Annotated in this window: 9 protein-coding genes; all 9 read left to right on the plus strand. The window is 71.6% G+C overall.

All coding sequences use genetic code 11. The annotated features are described in order from the left end of the window. The 9 genes from ACSLIC_RS19820 to ACSLIC_RS19860 all read left to right on the plus strand — a co-directional run bounded on the left by ACSLIC_RS19820 (position 1) and on the right by ACSLIC_RS19860 (position 19314). Positions 1–7932, plus strand: a complete 7932-nt coding sequence (locus tag ACSLIC_RS19820; protein ID WP_436739055.1) for an amino acid adenylation domain-containing protein — start codon at positions 1–3, stop codon at positions 7930–7932. Positions 7933–7971: 39 nt separating this feature from the next. Further along, positions 7972–8952: a LuxR C-terminal-related transcriptional regulator gene (locus tag ACSLIC_RS19825; protein ID WP_436739056.1), complete on the plus strand. Its 981-nt coding sequence runs from the start codon at positions 7972–7974 to the stop codon at positions 8950–8952. Positions 8953–9063: 111 nt separating this feature from the next. Continuing rightward, a complete protein-coding gene (locus ACSLIC_RS19830) occupies positions 9064–9336 on the plus strand; it encodes an MbtH family protein (protein WP_436739057.1) in 273 nt (90 codons plus the stop codon). Next, positions 9333–10103 carry a thioesterase II family protein gene (locus ACSLIC_RS19835; RefSeq protein ID WP_436739058.1) on the plus strand — a complete coding sequence of 257 codons (771 nt, stop codon included), beginning with the start codon at positions 9333–9335 and terminating at the stop codon, positions 10101–10103. The genes ACSLIC_RS19830 and ACSLIC_RS19835 overlap by 4 nt, the downstream gene beginning before the upstream one ends. A gap of 9 nt (positions 10104–10112) precedes the next feature. Beyond that, entirely contained in the window at positions 10113–14081 is a 3969-nt protein-coding gene (locus ACSLIC_RS19840) for a non-ribosomal peptide synthetase (protein WP_436739059.1), read from the plus strand. Further along, positions 14078–15367: an MFS transporter gene (locus ACSLIC_RS19845; protein ID WP_436739060.1), complete on the plus strand. Its 1290-nt coding sequence runs from the start codon at positions 14078–14080 to the stop codon at positions 15365–15367. The genes ACSLIC_RS19840 and ACSLIC_RS19845 overlap by 4 nt, the downstream gene beginning before the upstream one ends. 138 nt (positions 15368–15505) lie before the next feature. Then, complete coding sequence (locus tag ACSLIC_RS19850) at positions 15506–16477, plus strand: aspartyl/asparaginyl beta-hydroxylase domain-containing protein (protein ID WP_436739061.1); 972 nt, start codon at positions 15506–15508, stop codon at positions 16475–16477. 55 nt (positions 16478–16532) lie between these two features. Beyond that, positions 16533–17309, plus strand: a complete 777-nt coding sequence (locus ACSLIC_RS19855) for a 2OG-Fe dioxygenase family protein (protein WP_436739062.1) — start codon at positions 16533–16535, stop codon at positions 17307–17309. Positions 17310–17709: 400 nt separating this feature from the next. Further along, positions 17710–19314 carry an amino acid adenylation domain-containing protein gene (locus ACSLIC_RS19860; protein ID WP_436739063.1) on the plus strand — a complete coding sequence of 535 codons (1605 nt, stop codon included), beginning with the start codon at positions 17710–17712 and terminating at the stop codon, positions 19312–19314. The last annotated feature ends 10 nt before the right edge of the window (positions 19315–19324 follow it).

Here is a 19324-nt window from a genome sequence, read left to right on the forward strand (position 1 = left end):
ATGAACCAATCGGCGGTCGAGGACATCCTTCCCCTGTCTCCCCTGCAGGAGGGCCTTCTCTTTCACGCGCTGTTCGACCGGGAGAAGCACAGCCCCTACCTCGCGCAATTCGCCGTGGACCTCGACGGGCCGGTGGATTCCGCACTCCTGAGGGCCTCCGCGGAATCCGTGATACGGCGCCACGCCACCTTGCGGTCGGCATTCCGGTACCGGAAGACCGGCGAGCCGATACGGGTGGTCCGCCGCGACGGCCCGCTGGACTGGCGGGAGACCGACACCGGTCAGGACGACTCACCGGAACGGATGGCCGAACTGACCGAGCGGGACTGGGCCCAGGGCATCGACGTCGGCGGGTCGTCGTTGATCAGGTTCACCCTGGTCCGGCGGACCGACCGCCGTCACCGGCTGCTCGTGACGGCCCACCACCTCCTCCTGGACGGCTGGTCCTTCGCACTGCTGTTCCAGGAGCTGTTCGCGGTGTACTCCCGGGCGGGCGACACCGCCGGCCTGGCGCCGGTGCGTCCGTACCGGGACTACCTGGCGTGGCTGGCGCGACAGGACCGGGCCGGCGCGGAGCGGCACTGGGCGGCGGCCCTGGAGGGGGTCGCCGAGCCCACCTGCGTCGCGTCCGCCGACTCCCGCAGCGGCCCGCCGCCCGAGGAGGTCGCGGTGCTGCTCCCGTCGGAGACGACGGCGCTGCTGACCGCGTACGCCCGCAGGAACCACGTCCTGCTCAACACCGTGTGCCAAGGTGTCTGGGCCATCCTGGTCGGTTCGCTCACCGGACGCGACGACGTGGTGTTCGGCTCGACGGTCAGCGGCCGTCCGGCCGAGCTCACCGGCGCGGACTCGATGATCGGCATGCTCATCAACACCGTTCCGGTACGGGTACGACTGGACCCGGCGGCCTCGGTGAGCGCGCTGTTCGGGCAGATCCAGGCAGGACGCGCCGCATCGCTCGCACACGATCACCTAGGGCTGACCGAGATCCAGCGCCTGACCGGGCTCCCCACCGCGCTCTTCGACACCAATGTGGTCTTCGACAACTTCCCGATGCACGACTACAAGGTCGACTCACCCGACGGTGAACTGGAGGTGGGCGTCGCCTTCCGGGACAGCGCGCACTATCCGCTGACCCTCGCCGTCGAACCGGGCGAGCGGCTCGCGCTGCGCCTGCACTACCGCCCGGACCTGTTCACCGCTGACCGGGCGGCCGAGCTCGCCGACCGGTTGGCGCTGCTCCTCGATCAGGTGGCGGAGAACCCGGACCGACCGCTCTCCGCGCTGACCATGCTCTCGCCCGAGCAGCGCGAACGGGTCGTGCACACGTGGAACGACACCGCGGCCGAGCTGCCCGAGGTGACGCTCGCCGAACTGTGGTCGGAGCAGGTCCGGCGCACACCGGAGGCGACGGCCCTGGTGGCGTCCGACGAGCGACTGAGCTACGCCGAGCTGGACCGGCGCGTGGAGCTGCTGGCGGCGCAGCTCGCCCACCGAGGCGCGGGCCCCGACCGGGTCGTGGCCGTGGCACTGCCCCGCTCGGTCGAGCTGGTGGTCGCGATCCTCGCTGTCGTCCGAGCGGGCGCGGCCTACCTTCCGGTGGATCTGGACCACCCCGGCGGGCGGATCGCCGCGATGGTCGCCGATGCCGGGCCGGTCCTCGTACTGACCGACTCCGAGAACGCCGGAGCCCTGCCCGGCCCCACGCCGAAGCTGTTGCTCGACGAGCCGGTCGCCCCGGTCTCCGCCCGGCCGGTGCCACCGCTCCCGGCGCACGCCGCCTACGTCGTCTTCACCTCCGGATCGACCGGGCGGCCCAAGGGGGTCGTGGTTCCGCACGCCGCGATCGTCAACCGTCTGCTGTGGATGCAGGCGGAGTACCGGCTCACCGGTGCCGACCGGGTCCTGCAGAAGACCCCGGCCGGTTTCGACGTGTCGGTGTGGGAGTTCTTCTGGCCGCTCATCTCCGGGGCGACCCTGGTGCTGGCGAAGCCCGGCGGACACCGCGATCCCGCCTACCTCGCCGAGCTGATCCAGCGTGAATCGGTGACCGTCACGCATTTCGTGCCCTCGATGCTGCAGGCGTTTCTCCGGGAGCCCGGCGCGGCCGGCTGCACGGGCCTGCGGCGGATCATCTGCAGCGGTGAGGCCCTGCCCGTGGAGACACGGCGCGAACTCTTCGAGACGCTCGGCTCCTGCGAACTGCACAACCTCTACGGGCCGACCGAGGCTGCTGTCGACGTGACCTCCTGGCAGTGCGGCCGCGGCGATGAGGGAAGTACGGTGCCGATCGGCCGGCCGCTGGCCAATGTGTCGGCATACGTGCTGGACGGCGGATTGCGGCCGGTGCCGCCGGGAGTGGTGGGCGAGCTGTACCTGGGCGGGGTCCAGCTCGCCCGGGGATACACCGGGCGCCCCGCCTTGACCGCCGAGAGGTTCGTCGCCTGCCCGTTCTCGGCGGGGGAGCGCATGTACCGGACGGGTGACCTGGCCCGGTGGACCGCGGACGGGGAACTGGAGTACGCCGGCCGCGTGGACGCCCAGGTGAAGATCCGCGGCTTCCGCGTGGAGCCGGGCGAGATCGAGGCGGTGCTGGCCGGCCACCCCGCGGTGGTGCAGGCGGCGGTCGTCCTCAGGGAGGACCGGCCGGGCGACCAGCGACTGGTGGCGTACGCCGTGCCCCGCGCACCGGGCCTCACGGACCGGGAACTGCGCCGGTACATGGCGGACAGCCTGCCCGACTACATGGTCCCCGCCGCGGTGGTCCTGGTGGAGACCATGCCGACGACGGTGAACGGGAAGCTCGACCGGGCCGCGCTGCCGGAGCCGGACCGGGCCGCGCACCCCGTGCGGGAGCCGCGGAGTCCGCGTGAGGAGATCCTGTGCGAACTCTTCGCGGAGGTGCTCGGGGTGCCCCGGGTGGGGATCGACGACCATTTCTTCGACCTGGGAGGGCACTCCCTCCTGGCGCTGCGGCTGCTCTCCCGCATCCGGTCGGTCCTCGGGGAGGGGTTCGAGATCCGGGACCTGTTCGCCGAACCCACAGCGGCGGGACTGGCCCGGCTGACCGGAGCCGCGCGCCCCGCGCTGACCGCCCGGACGGGAGCGGAGCCCGTACCGTTGTCGTACGCCCAGCGGCGGCTGTGGTTCCTGAACCGGATGGAGCGCGACGAAGGAACGTACAACGTGCCCGTCGCGGTCCGTCTCACCGGTGCCTTGGACAGGGACGCGCTGGCGGAGGCGCTCACCGACGTGGCGCGGCGACACGAGAGCCTGCGCACGGTCTTCCCCGAGGAAGGCGGTGAGCCGTACGCGGTCACCCTGGACTCGGTTCCCGGGATCGAGGTCGTCGAGGTGGCGCCGCCGGACCTCGCCGACGCCATGGCGCAGCGGGTGCGCCACCGGTTCGACCTCACCGCGCACGCGCCCGTCCGGGTCACGCTGTTCGCGTCGGCCCCACAGGAGCACGTGCTGCTGCTGGTCGTCCAGCACATCGCGGCCGACGGCTGGTCCCTGCGTCCGCTGCTGACCGACCTCGGCCTGGCGTACACCGCCCGACGCGCCGGGAGCGCACCGGACTGGCCGCAACAGCCCGTGCGCTACGCCGACTACACCCTGTGGCAGCGGGAGCTGCTCGGCGACGCCGAGGACGCCGAGAGCCTGATGGCGCGTCAAACCGATTACTGGAAGAAGCAGCTGGCCGGGCTGCCGGCGGAGCTGGCCCTGCCGGCCGACCGGCCGCGCCTCGCGGTGGCGGGGCAGTCCGGCGGGACCGTGGCTGTCCACTGGGGGCCGGAGCTGCACAGCAGACTGCTCGATCTCGCCAGGTCCGCCGGCTGCACGCCGTTCATGGTGCTGCAGGCGGGGTTCGCGGCGCTGCTGACCCGGATGGGCGCGGGCACCGACATCCCCTTCGGCACCCCGGTCGCCGGCCGGTCGGACAGCGCGCTCGACGACCTGGTGGGGTTCTTCGTCAACACGCTGGTGCTGCGCACCGACACCGCCGGCGATCCCGGGTTCGCCGAACTGCTGCGACGGGTCCGGGACACCGACCTGGAGGCGTTCGCCCATCAGGACGTCCCCTTCGAGCGGATCGTCGAGGTGCTGCGGCCCGAGCGGTCGCTGTCCCAGAACCCCCTGTTCCAGGTCATGATCCAGGTCCAGCCCGCCGACACCACCACCCCGGACTTCGCCGGGCTGGAGACCGAGCGGGCCCCGGTGAGCTGGGACGTCGCCAAGTTCGACCTCAGTCTTGAACTGGTGGACAGCCGTGACGACCGGGGCGCGCCGGCCGGGCTGACCGGCTATCTGGAGTACGCCGAGGAGCTGTTCGACCGGACCACCGCCGAACAACTCGTGACGCGGCTGCGGCGGCTGCTGGAACAGGTGCTCGCCGACCCGGAACGGCCCATCGGCGCCGTCGACGTGCTGTCGGACGCGGAACGGCGGCGCTTCCTCGCCGTGCGTCCCGCGCTCGCCCCGCGTCCCGTGTTCCTGCCCGACGCGTTCCGGGAGCAGGCCGCCCGCACGCCGGACGCGAGGGCGCTGGTCTTCGAGGACACCGCGCTGACCTACGCCGAGCTCGACGCCCGTGCCACCCGGCTCGCCCACCACCTCGTGCGCCGGGGGGCGGGCCCGGACCGGGTGGTGGCGGTGGCCCTGCCCAGGTCCACGGAGCTGGTGGTCGCGCTCCTGGCGGTGCTGAAGGCGGGTGCCGCGTTCCTCTTCGTCGACATGGCGTACCCGGCCCGACGGATCGCCCACCTGCTGGAGGACTCCGGCGCCGCCCTGGTCGTCACCGACAGCAAGTCCGCCGGGTCGCTGCCCGTGCGCGAACCGGTGCTCGTCGACAGCCCCGCCCTCGACGCTGAACCGCCGGAGGACCTCGAGGTCGCGCTCGCCGCGGACCATCCGGCGTACGTCGTGTACACCTCGGGGTCGACCGGCGTGCCCAAGGGGGTGATGGTGACGCACGGCGGGCTGGCCAATCTGCTGGCCTTCTACCGCGAGGAGGTCATCGCCACCGCCGAGCGGACCCGCGGCCCGCGGCGCTGCCGGATGGCGCTGACCGCGTCCCTCTCCTTCGACACCTCGGTCGTCGGTCTGCTGTGGCAGGCCGTCGGTCACGAACTCCACCTGATCGGCGACGACACCCGCCGCGACCCCGCCGCCATGGCCCGGTACATGGAGCGGCACGGCATCGACGCCCTCGACGTGATGCCCAGCTACGCCGAGGAGCTGATCCAGCAGGGCATGCTCGACCCGGCCGGAACGCCGCCGGCGGTGCTGATGACCGGTGCGGAAACGGTGGGCGAGAAGCTGTGGACCCGGGTCCGGGAGGCCGAGGGGATCACCGTCTACAACATCTACGGGCAGACCGAGACCACGGTGGACTCCCTCTTCTGGACGTCGGACGAGAGCGACCGCCCTCTTGTCGGCCGTCCGATCCCCGGAGTGGACGTCTTCGTCCTCGACCAGGACCTGCGTCTCGTCCCCCCCAGGGTGATCGGCGAACTGTACGTCGCCGGAGCCCAGTTGGCGCGGGGCTATGTGAACCGCCCCGGCCTGACCGCGGAGCGGTTCGTGGCGAACCCGTTCAGGGCGGGACAGCGCATGTACCGCACGGGCGACCTGGTCCGGTGGACCGACGACGGCGCGCTGGAATTCCTCGGCCGGGCCGACGACCAGGTCAAGATCCGGGGTTTCCGTGTCGAACTGGGCGAGGTCGAGGCAGTACTGGGCCGCCACGAGGATGTCGCGCACGCGGTGGCGGTCCTGCGCGAGGACCGGCCGGGCGACCGCCGGCTCGTCGGATACGTGCTCGCCCGGAACACGGAACCGGACGTGCGACGGCTGCGCGAGTTCGCACGGCAGAACCTGCCGGACTACATGGTGCCCGCCGCGATCGTGGTGATCGACGAGCTGCCGCTGACGCCGAACGGAAAACTCGACAGCGCCGCGCTGCCCGAACCGGTCTACCCCACCGACACCCGGCGCGCACCGCGCAACCTCCGCGAGGAGCTTCTGTGCGGGCTGTTCGCGGCAGTGCTCGGACGTGACACGGTGGGCATCGACGACAGCTTCTTCGATCTCGGCGGCCACTCCCTGCTGGCCGTGCGGCTGAGCAGCAGGGCACGCTCCGTGCTGGGTCTGGAACTGCCCGCCCGTCTGCTGTTCAGCACGCCGACCGTGGCCGGGCTGGCGGACAGCCTCGGCGAGGTGCTTCCCGGCAGGCCGGCGCTCCGCGCGGGAAGGCGCCCGGACGTCCTGCCGCTGTCCTACGCGCAGCAGCGGCTCTGGTTCCTCGACCAGTGGGAGGAGACAGGCACCAGCTACAACCTCCCTGTCGCTCTGCGCCTGACCGGCCCGCTGGACCGGGACGCCCTCGGACAGGCGTGGTCCGATGTCACGGACCGGCACGAGAGCCTGCGGACGGTGTTCACCGACCGTGACGGCAGGCCGGCGCAGTCGGTGTCGGCGCCGGGAGAGGTCCGGCCTGAACTGGTCCACCGCGAGGTGCCCGGGACCGAGGTCGAGGCGGCGATCCGCGCGGCCGCGGACCACCCCTTCGATCTGGCCGCACGGCCTCCCGCGATCGCCCACCTGTTCACGACGGGGCGGGAGGATCACGTCCTGCTGCTGGTGTTCCACCACATCATCTGCGACGGCTGGTCGCTCGGACCGCTCATGCGCGACCTCTCCGCCGCCTACGCCGCCCGCGTACGGGGAGACGCCCCGCAGTGGGAGGAACTGCCGGTGCACTACGCCGACTACGCGTTGTGGCAGCGGGATCTACTGGGCACCGAGGAGGACGAGAGCAGCCTGTCGCGCCGCCAGCTGGACTACTGGCGCTCCCAGTTGACGGACCTGCCGGCGGAGCTGGCCCTGCCGGCCGATCGGCCCCGGCTCAAGACCAGCGACTACGCCGGGCGATCGGCGGACATCGAGTGGGGCCCCGAACTCCACCGAAACCTGCTCGCGGTCGCCAAGGAACACGGCTGCACGCTGTTCATGGTGCTCCAGGCCGGATTCGCCGCCCTGCTCAGCAGGCTGGGCGCGGGCGCGGACATTCCGATCGGCACCCCGGTGGCCGGCCGGACGGACGACGCGGTCGACGATGTCGTCGGGTTCTTCGTCAACACGGTCGTCCTGCGGACCGACGCCTCGGCGAACCCGAGTTTCGCGGAGCTGCTTCGTCGCGTCCGGGCCACCGACCTCGCGGCCTACGAGCACCAGGACATTCCCTTCGAGCGGCTGGTCGAAGAGGTGAATCCGCCACGCTCGCCCGGTCGCCACCCGCTCTTCCAAGTCATGGTCCAGCTCCAGCACGCGGCCGCCGGTCCGCGATTCCCCGGCCTGCGGGCGGCCGAACACCCCATCCCGTCGGCCACCGCGAAGTTCGACCTTGTCCTCGATGTGGAGGAGCGGCTCGACCAGGACGGAGCACCGGCCGGACTGACCGGGGCCCTCACGTACGCGACCGCGCTGTTCGACGCCTCGACGGGTAAGCGGCTCGCCGACGGCCTGCGCCGGGTGCTGACGCAGGTGGCCCGAGACCCGGAACGGACGGTCGCCGACCTCGACGTACCACCCGTACAGGACCGGCGGTCCGGCGCCGACGCCGCGGGCCGGGCTTCGGCGCCGAGCGCGGAGCCGACCGCCACTGCCCCGCGTACGGCGAACGAGAAGGTGGTCACCGAGCTGTTCGCCCAGGTGCTCGGCCGGGACTCGGTCGGCCTCGACGACAACTTCTTCGTCCTGGGCGGCCACTCGCTGCTGGCGATCCAGCTGATCTCCCGGGTGCGTTCGGTCCTGGGGCTGGAGCTGCCGGTCCGCGAACTCTTCCGGGCCCCGACCCCCGCCGGGGTCTCCGCGTACCTGGCGAAGGCCCGGCCCGCCAGGCCGGCGCTGCGGCCCGCCGGCTCCCACTGACCGTGGGGCGTTCACCGACACACTTGGGAGACGGACCTGATGCTCACCACGTTCGGACTGGACCTGATGGAAGAAGCGGTGTACCGGGAGCTGAGCGCGTCGCCACCGCCGGCCGCCGAGGAGATCGCCGACCGACTGGCGGTCGCCCCCGACCTGGTCCGTGGCTGCCTCGACCGGCTGCTCGAACTCGGTCTGGTCCGCCCCTCCTTCGAGGCGCCCGGCGAATTGGCGGTGGTGGACCCGATGCTGAGCCTGCAGGAGTCGCTGGCCGGCCAGCACGAGGAGCTGATGCGCCGACAGCGGCGCGTCGCCGAGACCCATGCCGAGGTCGTCCGGCTGCTCATGTCCGGCGCCTCCGGCCGACCGGGCGGGGGCGAGCAGGTCGAGCGGCTCCTGGGGAGGGACGAGGTGCAGCGCCGGGTCGACCGGCTGGCGGGAGGAACCCTCCGTGAGGTGCTGGCCTTCGTGCCCGGCGGCGCGCGGTCGACGCCGGAACTCTCGGCGGCGCGCCGCAACGACGCCGCGCTGCTGAGCCGCTCGGTGTCGATCCGGGCCGTCGGCACGGACACCGACCGCTACGACGCCGCGACCCTGGCGCACGTGCGGTGGCTGACCGGCAACGGGGGCCAGTTCCGCGGCTGGGCGGCGCCGCTGCCGGGGATGGTCCTGTTCGACGGCTCGGTCGCGCTGGTATCCCTTGATCCGCGGAACACGGCGGCGGGCGCACTCCAGGTCGCCGACCCCGGCCTCGTCGCCCCGCTGGTCCTTCTGTTCGAACACACCTGGTCCTCGGCCACACCGTTGGACGACGGACGGCCGACGACGGACGACACCCTGAGCGGCAAGGAACTGGCGCTGCTCAGGCTGGTCGCCGAGGGGTGCACCGATGAGGCCGCCGCGGGTCGGCTGCATGTCTCGCACCGGACCGCGCGGCGCATGATGGCGGTCCTGATGGAGCGCCTCGGCGCCCGCAGCCGCTTCGAGGCCGGGGTCAAGGCCGCCCGGCGCGGCTGGCTCTGACCAGCGGCGGGCCCGCACCGCGTTCGTCTCCCGCACCACGTCACTCCCGCTCGGCCGATCCCCGCGGCCGGCTCGATCGCCATGACCTGACCACCTCGAAAGGACAATCCCGTGAACAATCCGTTCGACGACGAAGACGGCTCCTATCTCGTCCTGGCCAATGCGGAGCGACAGCACTCCCTGTGGCCCGCCACCATCGACGTGCCCGTCGGCTGGTCCACCGTCTTCGGAGCGGACACACGGACCGCGTGCCTGGCCCATGTCGAGAAGAACTGGACGGACATGCGGCCGGCCGGTCTGGTGGCCACCATGGACGGGGACCGGCCGCCGGCCGCGAACGAGACCGCTGACGGCGGGCCGGCGTCCGCCGGGACGTCGCAGTGAGCCGCTCGCGGGACACCACGCTGGTGCCCCTGCACCGGACTCCGCACGCCCGGCGGACCTTGGTCGGCCTGAGCTTCTTCGGCGGGGGCACGGCCGCCTACCAGCCGTGGACCGCGAACATGCCCGCCGAGACGGACCTGGTCGTGGTCTGCTACCCCGGCAGGGAGGGGCGGTTCGCCGAGGACTTCGCCCGTGACTGGGACGAACTGGCCACCGACGTCGCACGATCACTGCGCGAAGCCGATCTCGGCCCGTACGTCCTCTTCGGGCACAGCATGAGCGGATGGATGGCCTTCGACGTGGCCGCCCGGCTCGACGGCGACGAGGCGCGACGGCCCCAAGCGCTGGTTCTGTCCTCCTGCAACGCCCCGGACCGCGGCCTGACCGACAGCGAACTCCTTCCCACACCCCAGGACCCGGACGAGCGACTCCTGGAGTGGCTCGAAACCCACGGCCTGCTGCCCCAGCACGTGCGTGAACACGAGGGCCTGACCGAGGTGGCGCTGGAGCTGATACGGGCCGACGTCGACGTCCGCAACACCTTCGTCTACGGCGGCGCCGAGGTGAGCGTGCCGCTCCAGGTGTTCTTCGGTGCCGACGATCCGTTGATCAGCACCGACGCGGCCGCTCGATGGAGCGCCCTGACCTCCGGCGCGTACCGGTACGACGTGCTCGGCGGCGGCCACTTCTACACCCCGGAGATCTGGCAGTCCCTCCCGAGCCGGATCGCATCGACCGCTTTCGCCCCAACCGGCTCTGCCTCCTGAGGAGTTTCCGTGGCCCCCGTGTCCTATGCCCAGCGAAGGCTGTGGTTCCTGAACCGCGTGAACGGCGGTTCAGGGGTCTACAACTGCCCGCTCGTCGTCCGGATGAGAGGCGACCTGGACCGCGCCGCCCTGGCAGCGGCTCTCGTCGACCTGGCAGACCGGCACGAAGTGCTGCGCACGGTGTACCCCGCCGTCGAGGGCGAACCCGTGCAGCGCGTGGCCGCCCGGCCGCCCGAGCTGGAGGTGGTCGCGTGCGAGGAGGACGGGCTCGGCCCTCTGCTGTCCGCCGCCGTCGACCGCGGCTTCGACCTCACGGCCGACCTCCCGGTTCGGGCGACGTTGTTCGCGCCGAGCTCACGGGAGCACGTGCTGGCGCTGGTGCTCCACCACATCGCCTGCGACGAGGGGTCCTGGCAGCCCCTGCTCACCGACCTGGCCACGGCCTACCGTGTCCGGGCCGCGGGCGGGTCACCCCAGTGGCCGCCGATTCCGGTGAGCTACCGGGACTACGCCGTATGGCAGCGTGACCTGCTTGGGGAGGAGGACGACCCGGCGAGCCTGCTCTCGGCACAGCTGTCCTTCTGGAGGGAGCAGCTGGCCGGGCTGCCGGCCGAGCTGGAGCTGCCCTTCGACCGGTCGCGCCCCGCGATCGCCGACCACCGTGGCGACTGCGTACCGCTGAAGCTCGACGGCGATCTGCATGGCCGCCTGCTCGCGGTCGCCGCCGACCACGGGTGCACCACCTTCATGGTGCTCCAGGCCGGGCTCGCGGTGCTGCTGTCCCGGCTGGGGGCCGGTACGGACATTCCCCTCGGCACCGCGGTGGCAGGGCGTCTGGACGATGCGCTGGAAGGCGTCGTCGGATTCTTCGTGAACACCTTGGTCCTGCGCTGCGACGTGTCCGGTGATCCGACGTTCGGCGAGCTGCTGCACCGGGTGCGGGACGCCGATGTCGCCGCCTTGGACCACCAGGACGTGCCTTTCGAGCGGCTGGTCGAGGACCTGAACCCGGAACGCTCACTGGCACGGCATCCGCTCTTCCAGGTCATGCTCACCCTGTCCACGGGAGAGGCGGGGACGTTCTCGTTGCCGGGCCTGACCTGTACCGAGGAGCCATTGGACTGGGAGGTCGCGAAGTTCGACCTGTCCTTCGACTTCCGGGAGCACCGCACGCCGGACGGGGAAGCAGCCGGCATCGATGGTTCCCTCGAATTCGCGACCGGCCTGTTCGACCGGGCCACGGCCGAGCACATCGCCGATGCCCTGCCCAGACTGATGCGGCAACTCGTGTCGGCCCCGCGACGCCCCGTCGGCGACGCCGACCCTCTCTCCGCCGGGCAACGGCACCAGGCCCTCGTCACGTGGAACGACACCGCCCGTCCCGTGTCACGGGCCACCGTGCCGGAGCTGTTCGAGGCGCAGGCCGCGCGAACACCGCGAGCGACCGCGGTGGTGTGCGGGAACACGAGGCTCACGTTCGCCGAACTCAACGACCGTGCCAACCTCCTCGCACGTCGTCTGCGAGGCCGGGGGGCAGGGGCGGAGCGGCTTGTCGCCCTGGCCCTGCCCCGGTCGGCCGAGTCCGTCGTCGCGATGCTGGCGGTACTGAAGACGGGTGCGGCCTACCTGCACGTCGACCTCGAATACCCGCCGGACCGCATCGGGCACATGCTGCGCGACGCCGCACCGGTCGCCGTCGTCACGGACACCGCGACCGCGGCGGCGCACGGGTTCGGCGAGCTGCCCGCGGTGTTCGCCGACCGGGTCGGCACTCCGCCGGGCCCCGTGGCCGACCTGAAGTGCCGTGTACTGCCGGACAGCGCCGCGTACGTCATCTACACCTCCGGATCCACCGGCCGGCCCAAGGGCGTGGTGACGCCGCACTCGGCTCTCAGCAATCTCTACGCCTTCCACCGTGAGGGCCTGATCGCGCGCACCGAGGCCGCGGCGGGCCGGCGGCTGAGGTCCGCCGTCACCGCCTCGCTGTCGTTCGACACCTCGTGGGAGGCGCTGTTCTGGATGCTGGCGGGTCATGAACTCCATGTCGTCCGCGACGAAGTCCGGCGCGACGCCGTCGCGTTGACCGCCTACGTCAGGTCCGCCGAGGTCGACGTCCTCGACGTCACCCCCACCTACGCGGAGCACCTGCTCGACGAGGGCCTGTTGTCCGGGCCGGGGGCGCCGCTGGTGCTGCTGCTCGGGGGTGAAGCCGCCGGGCAGTCGTTGTGGACGCGTGTCCGGGAGGCGTCCGGCACGCTCTGTCACAACCTCTACGGCCCCACGGAGTGCACCCTGGACGCGCTGTGGTGGGACGCCGCGGACAGTCCGCACCCGCTGATCGGCAGGCCGGTCGGGAACACCAGGGTCTTCGTGCTCGACGAGCGGTTGCGCCCCGTCGCGCCGGGTGTGCCGGGCGAGTTGTACGTCACCGGCCCCGGAGTGGCCCGCGGCTATCTGAACCGCCCGGCCGCGACCGCCGAACGGTTCGTGGCGTGCCCCTTCGTGGCGGAGGGGGAGACGGGCAGCCGCATGTACCGCACCGGTGACCTGGTCCGGTGGGACCGCCAGGGCCGGCTGGACTATCTGGGCCGCGTCGACGACCAGGTCAAGGTGAGGGGCTTCCGGGTCGAGCTCGGCGAGGTGGAGGCCGCGCTGGCCGGCTGTCCCGGGGTGACGCAGGCCGCCGTGGCCGTGCGCGAGGACGCGGCCGGCGGCCGGCGGCTCGTGGGCTACGTACAGTCGGCCACGGACCACCGGTTCGACCCGCGCGAGCTGCGCAACCGGCTGGCCTCGACCCTGCCCGACCACATGATCCCGTCGCTCTTCCAGCCGGTGCGGCGGCTGCCGATGACGCCCAACGGGAAGCTCGACCGGGGCGCGCTGCCGCCCCCGGATCTCGCGTACCGTCCGGCCTCGCGTGGTCCGCGCGGACCCTACGAGGAGGTGCTCTGCGACCTGTTCGCGCAGGTCCTGGGGCTCAGCCGGGTCGGAGCGGAGGAGAGCTTCTTCGAACTGGGCGGACACTCCCTGCTGGCCGTCAGACTGCTCTCCCGGGTACGAGCGGTGCTCGGCGGCCGACTCACCCTCGTGGACCTGTTCCAGGCGCCCACCGCCGCCGATCTGGCGGACCGGCTGGGCGCGGGCGCGCGGCACGACCCGCTGGCGCCCCTGCTCCCCCTGCGGACAGGAGGCGACCGGCCCGCACTGTTCTGCCTGCATCCGGCCGCCGGGATCAGCTGGGGCTACGCGGGCCTGCTCGGCCACGTCGACGCCGGCTATCCGGTGTACGGCCTGCAGGCCAGGGGCCTCACCGACATGAAGGCATGCGGGGGAACAGGGCGCGGGATGGTCGAGGACCACGTGGAGCAGATCCGGTCCGTCCAGCCCCACGGTCCCTACCGACTGATCGGATGGTCCTTCGGCGCCGTGCTCACCCACCTCGTGGCCACCGAACTCCAGGCCGGCGGAGACGAGGTCGACCTGCTCGTACTGCTGGACGGCTACCCGCCCGCCTCGGTGCCCGGCTACCGGCCGCTCGAAGACGGCAGTGGGGAGACGTTCACCGAACTCCTCGACTCCTTGGGGTACGACCTTCCCGCATGCGGCGGGGAACCGCTCGGCTTCGACGACTACGAGCGGACGGTCCGCCGGCCCGGCAGCACGCTCGAATGGCTGACGCGCGAGGAGGCCGCCGCGCTGTCCCGCGTGTTCGTGGACAACGACCGGATCTACCAGGAACTCCGGCCCCGGACGTACCGCGGGGACATGGTGTTCATGGCCGCCACGGAGGGGAGGCCGGCGGACGCCCCGGCACCGGAATCCTGGCGCGATCACGTGACCGGAAGACTGGAGGTGCACGACATCGACTGCGCCCACGGTGAGATCGCCCAGGTGCGGCCGATGGCGCGGATCGGCGCGGTCGTCGCCCAGAAGCTCGCCCTGCTGGACGCCCCGAGGCCCACGGCGGTGGAGCGGTGAGCGGCGAGGCCGGCCGAGGCACGGTGAGGGGGCGCGACTTCCGGTTGTTCTGGTTCGGGGAGACCGTGAGTCTGCTCGGCAACGGGATCGCCGTGGTGGCCCTGCCGTTCGTCGCCGTCCTCACCCTGCAGGCGGGCACCTTCGTCGTCGGACTGCTGACATCCGTCGCCTATCTGCCGTGGCTGCTGCTCGGTCTGCCCGCGGGGGCCTGGGTGGACCGCCTTCCCCGCCGTCCGGTGATGCTGGTCTCCGACGCCGTTTCCTTCATCGCCTTCGTCAGCGTTCCGGTCGCGGCCTGGGCAGACGTACTCACCATCCCGCATCTGCTCGCGGCCGCCTTCATCTGCGGCTGTGCCAGCGTCTTCTTCACCACCGCACAGCGTGCCTATCTGCCGACACTGTTGTCCGACACGGAACTACTCGCCGGAAACGCGCGGTTGCAGGGCAGTGAGTCGACGGCCGAGGTCATCGGCCCCGGTCTGGCCGGAATGCTGGTCCAGGCATTCGGCGCCGTCGCCGGACTGCTGGCCAACGCGCTGAGTTTCCTGGTGTCCTGGGTCAGCCTGCGGGCGATCAGAGTCACCGAGCCGCCGCCGTCACCGCCCCCGGAGGCCCGGCGGCGACGCTTGCGCACCGAAGTCCGCGACGGCCTGAGATTCCTCTTCCGGGATCGCATTCTGCGCACCCTCGCGGTATTCAGCGCGGTGTCCAACATCGCGTTGACCGGCATGAGTTCGATCGAGGTGGCGTTCCTGGTACGGACGGTCGGGGCCGGCGAGGCCGTGGTCGGCGCGGTGCTGACGTTGTGCGGACTCGGCGGCATCCTCGGTGTGCTGGTGGCCCACCAGGTGTCCCGGCGCTACGGCAGCGCGCGGGCGGTGATGATCTGCCTGGGCGGTGCCGCGCCCTTCACCTTGTTCTTTCCGCTCACCCGACCGGGGGCCGGCCTCGCGTTCTTCGTCGTCGGCGGTGTCGGTGTCGGCGCGGGCGTGGTCGCGGCGAACATCATCACCGACACCTTCCGCCAGCGGTACTGCCCACCCGACCTGATCGGGCGCGTCAGCGCCAGCGCGGCCGTGCTCAGCTTCGGCGCCATCGCCGTCGGAGGACTGCTCGGCGGCGTCCTCGGCGAGTTGTCCGGTGTGCGGGAAACGATGTGGATGATGACGGGCCTCTATGTGCTGGCAACGGCCATCCTGCTGTGCAGCCCCATACGGAAACTGCGTGATTTCCCCGAATCCGATCGTTCCCTTCCCGAGGCCCGGACGGAAAAGGCTGTGCCCTAAAGCGGCCTGGCCGCTCCCGGCCCGCGGCAGGCGCTATTCCTGACGCAATGGAGACGTAAGATTGCCATGGCAAGGAAAATCGAAACAAAGCTCATTGAAGCTCATTCAAGTGAGGACTTCATGCAAGAGATAAGCTCCTTGAAAAACCTTCCGGCCACAGTGATGCTGCGGGACGACCTCGATATCGACCTTTTGGAGGCGGATATCGCGGCGCTCAGCGGTTCGGAATTCTGGGCATTGCAGCGGTCCTTCGAGGACGGTGCCGTCGGAGAGGAATCCGATGTGGACTGGAAGGTCCTCCCCCTGCGCGCGCCGGGCGGAGACCTCCAGCGAACCGACCCCGGTGGCCCGGGACGTGACGGGTTCGCCGACACGCCCCTGATGGCGAAGGCGCCCTACCTCAGCCAGATCCTGTCCGAACTGGGCACCGAGCTGCGCAGCGTCCGCCTGATGGCCCTGGCCCCCGGGGCATCTGTCGAGGAGCACGCGGACACTCCGCTCGGGCTCCCCTACGGCTACGTACGGCTGCACATCCCGCTGGTCACCAACCCCGGGGCGGTCATGGTGCTGGACGGGGTCGAGCAGCGCTGGCAGCCGGGCACGCTCTGGTACGCCGACTTCGAACGACCGCATGCCCTGCGGAACGCCGGGGACCGCACCCGGATCCATCTGGTCGCGGACTGCGCCACCAACGACAAGCTGCTCGCCCTGTTCCCGGCCGGCTTCCGCGCGGACCTGCCCACCAGCGACATCGCCTTCTACCGCCCCGTGCTGCCGCTGGCCTCGCGTGAACTCGCCGAGTTCGGCTGCCGCTTCGCGGTGCCGTTCTCCTTCATGGAGTGGGGAGAGCCCGTGGTCGACGACCACGAGAGCGACCTCGCCGCCGAAGTGACCGCCGAGGACGGCGGCCTGGTCCTGCGCGTCGAAGGGCGCGCGCCCGTGGGACTGCTGCACCTGGGCGCCGGCGAGTTCCGGCTGCTCGGCTGGAGCGAGGAACGCCTGCTCCGTCTCGACCTCTTCGACGATGACCCGCGCGTGGAGCTCTCCACCCGGCGCGGGCGCCGGCGCCAGGTGGTCCGCCGCCCCGTGCTCCGGCCCGCCACGGCCTGACGGTTCGAACCGTCAGCCACCACCCACCCATCACGACCACCGCTTGGGGACAGCCATGCAGACACTGACCGAGACGCCCGCCCTCGTCGAGAACGGATACGCCCGCTGGGACCTCGCCGCGGAGTTCGGGATAGCCGAGACCGACGCGTCCTACCAGAGCCTCCGCGCGGAGTTCGTCGACCTGCCACCGGACCCCTACGCGACGGAGGAAGGGCGCAACCGCCGCTACGCCCGCGGAATCTTCTTCCCCTGGTCGCGGGAGTTCAGCTGGATCCCGGACACGCACCTCGGCGAGAGCGGCTGGATGAACGGCTACTGGCAGGCCGACCACAACCCCGACTACGTCGGCGTGCTCCGCAAGCTGCCCGCCATGAGCGAGACGGCCCGGAACAACCCGATCATCCGCGAGTTCCTGTCCTTCGACTTCGCCCAGACGCGATGGTCGCGGAGCGACGCGGCGTTCCCGCTGCACGTCGGGGTGCATCTGATCAAGCTCGCGGTGGACGACTCCGGGAGCGAGGCCATCTCCTCGCCCAACGAGCTCCACCAGGACGGCGAACCCTTCGTCTTCGCGCACCTGGTCTACCGCACCAACGTCATCGGCGGCTCGAACATGATCGCGCCACCGAAGTACCGGGGCAAGCTGCCCGAGGACGTCCCCGAGGGAGAGGCGCTGGCCGAGTTCGAACTGACCAAGCCGCTGGAGTCCTACGGCGTCACCGACGAGAAGGTCAGCCACTACGTCTCCCCCATCAGGCGGGGGGACGGCCCGGAGACGGGCGAGCGTGCGGTGGTCCTGGTCGACTTCACCCCGATGCGGCAGCACATCTGAGACCGCTGGGCGCCTGGAGCGCGTCGAGCCCAGCCGGACCGGCCCGCGCCACGGAGCGTGCGCGAGACCGCGCGGCGGACCGACCGCCGCCCCGCACCGGCCTGACGTCCCGCCAGGCCGGACGGGGTCCCGCGGCGGAACCCCGGGCAGTGCCCCGCCCAGCCCCGCCCGCCGGCCGCTCCCGGCGGACGCGAGCGTCCCGGGCGGCTCGGTCCCGCCCGGCGGCGGCCACCGCCCAGCCTCCCGGCGCGCCACGGCGCGGAAGCCGGGGACGGCCTTCCCACGGGGCCTCGCCGGAGGGACGGGAGCAGACCGGAGTCCGGTGCGCCCGGGGGCGCCCCTCCACCCCGCTGACGTGATGGCACGTCCCACCGGAAACCTCGTACAACGGAGCCCATTGATGATCCTTCAGGGAAAACGGGTGGCCCTTCCGCCCTCGCCCGTCGTCCACCGCCGCTTCGAGGAGCATGTGCGGGCCACTCCCGACGCCGTCGCCGTCGTGTGGGCCGGCCGACAGGTGACGTACGCCGAACTCGACGCGCGGGCGAACCGGTTCGCGCACCTGCTCACCTCACGCGGCCACGGCCGGGGCGCGAAGGTCGGCGTCTGCCTCGACTACTCGATCGACATGATCGTCGCCATCCTCGGCACACTGAAGGCCGGCGCGGCCTACGTGCCCCTCGACCCCGCCTATCCCTCGCCCCGCCTGCGGCTGTTGCTCGCGCAGGTGCCGGACCTCGCCCTGGTCGTCGCCTCCTCGACGACGGCCGTGCTGGTCGAGTCCGGGGGCGTCGAGGTCGTCGACCTCGAACAGCTCGCAGACCACCTCGCGACCCTCCCGGCGACCGTCCCCGACATCGACGTCACCGGGGAGGACCTCTGCTACGCGGTGTTCACCTCCGGCTCGACCGGCACCCCCAAGCTGACCGCGGTGCGCCACGAGGGCTGGTTCAACCTGATGAACTGGCTGCAGCTGGAGTACGGCCTGCACCGGGGTTCCCACCACCTGGTCGTCTCCGCCTTCGGCTTCGACCTGTCCCAGCGCGCCCTGATGACACCACTGTTCTGCGGAGCCACCCAGCACCTGATGGCCAGCCGCAACTTCGACGCCATGCTGGCCCACCGCATGCTCACCCAGTACGACATCCGCGTCGTGCACTGCGCCTCCAGCACCCTGTACCTCCTGGTCGACTGGGAGAGCGCGCGCGGCGGCGACGCCCTCGCCAGGCTCGACTACATCCTGTTCGGCGGGGAGGCGCTGAGGAGCGAACGCCTCGCCCACTTCGCGCGCCGCCCGGGCACCACCTGCGTCCTGCTCCACCAGTACGGCGTCGCCGAGTGCACGGACGTCGCCACCTCCTACGACCTGGCCCGCCACCGGCCCGGCGAGCACGACGTCGCCCCGGTCGGCCGACCCGCCCACAACACCACCATCCACGTCCTGGACGCCGAACTGCGCGAAGTCGGGGCGGGCCGGTACGGCGAGATCTGCATCTCCGGGGCGGCCGTCGGTGCGGGCTATCTGGGCGCCGACGGCCCCGAGAATGCCAGGTTCACCACCATCGACATGGACGGGACGCCGGTACGCCTGTACCGCACGGGGGACCGCGGCCGCATCGACGACAGGGGTGAACTCGTCGTGGCCGGGCGGATGGACGCCCAGGTCAAGGTGCGGGGCACGCGGATCGATCCCATCGACGTCGAACGCGCTCTGGGCAGGCTGGCCGGCGTCCGCGAGGCGGCCGTGGTGGCCGTCCGCGACGACGGGGGCGATGTCGAACTGAACGCGTTCGTCGTCCCCTCGGGCAAGGAGCTCGCCGAGGACGACCTGCGCACCCGCCTGCTGTGGACCCTGCCGCGGACCATGCTGCCGACCCGGTTCACGAACGTCCCGCGCATTCCGCTGAGCCCGCACGGAAAAGTGGACCGCGCCGCCCTGGTGGACGTCTGCCGGACCTGGAACGCCGGCAGCAACTCCTCGGCACGACCGGGTCCTTCGCTGTGAAGACGAACGA

Origin of the sequence: Streptomyces sp. BBFR102 (assembly GCF_051397025.1) — a bacterium.
Classification (GTDB): domain Bacteria; phylum Actinomycetota; class Actinomycetes; order Streptomycetales; family Streptomycetaceae; genus Streptomyces.

Coding starts and splice junctions, on each gene's coding strand:
- ACSLIC_RS19825 (WP_436739056.1), top strand. CDS start 7,972: ATGCTCACCACGTTCGGACTGGACCTGATGGAAGAAGCGGTGTACCGG.
- ACSLIC_RS19820 (WP_436739055.1), top strand. CDS start 1: ATGAACCAATCGGCGGTCGAGGACATCCTTCCCCTGTCTCCCCTGCAG.
- ACSLIC_RS19855 (WP_436739062.1), top strand. CDS start 16,533: ATGCAGACACTGACCGAGACGCCCGCCCTCGTCGAGAACGGATACGCC.
- ACSLIC_RS19860 (WP_436739063.1), top strand. CDS start 17,710: ATGATCCTTCAGGGAAAACGGGTGGCCCTTCCGCCCTCGCCCGTCGTC.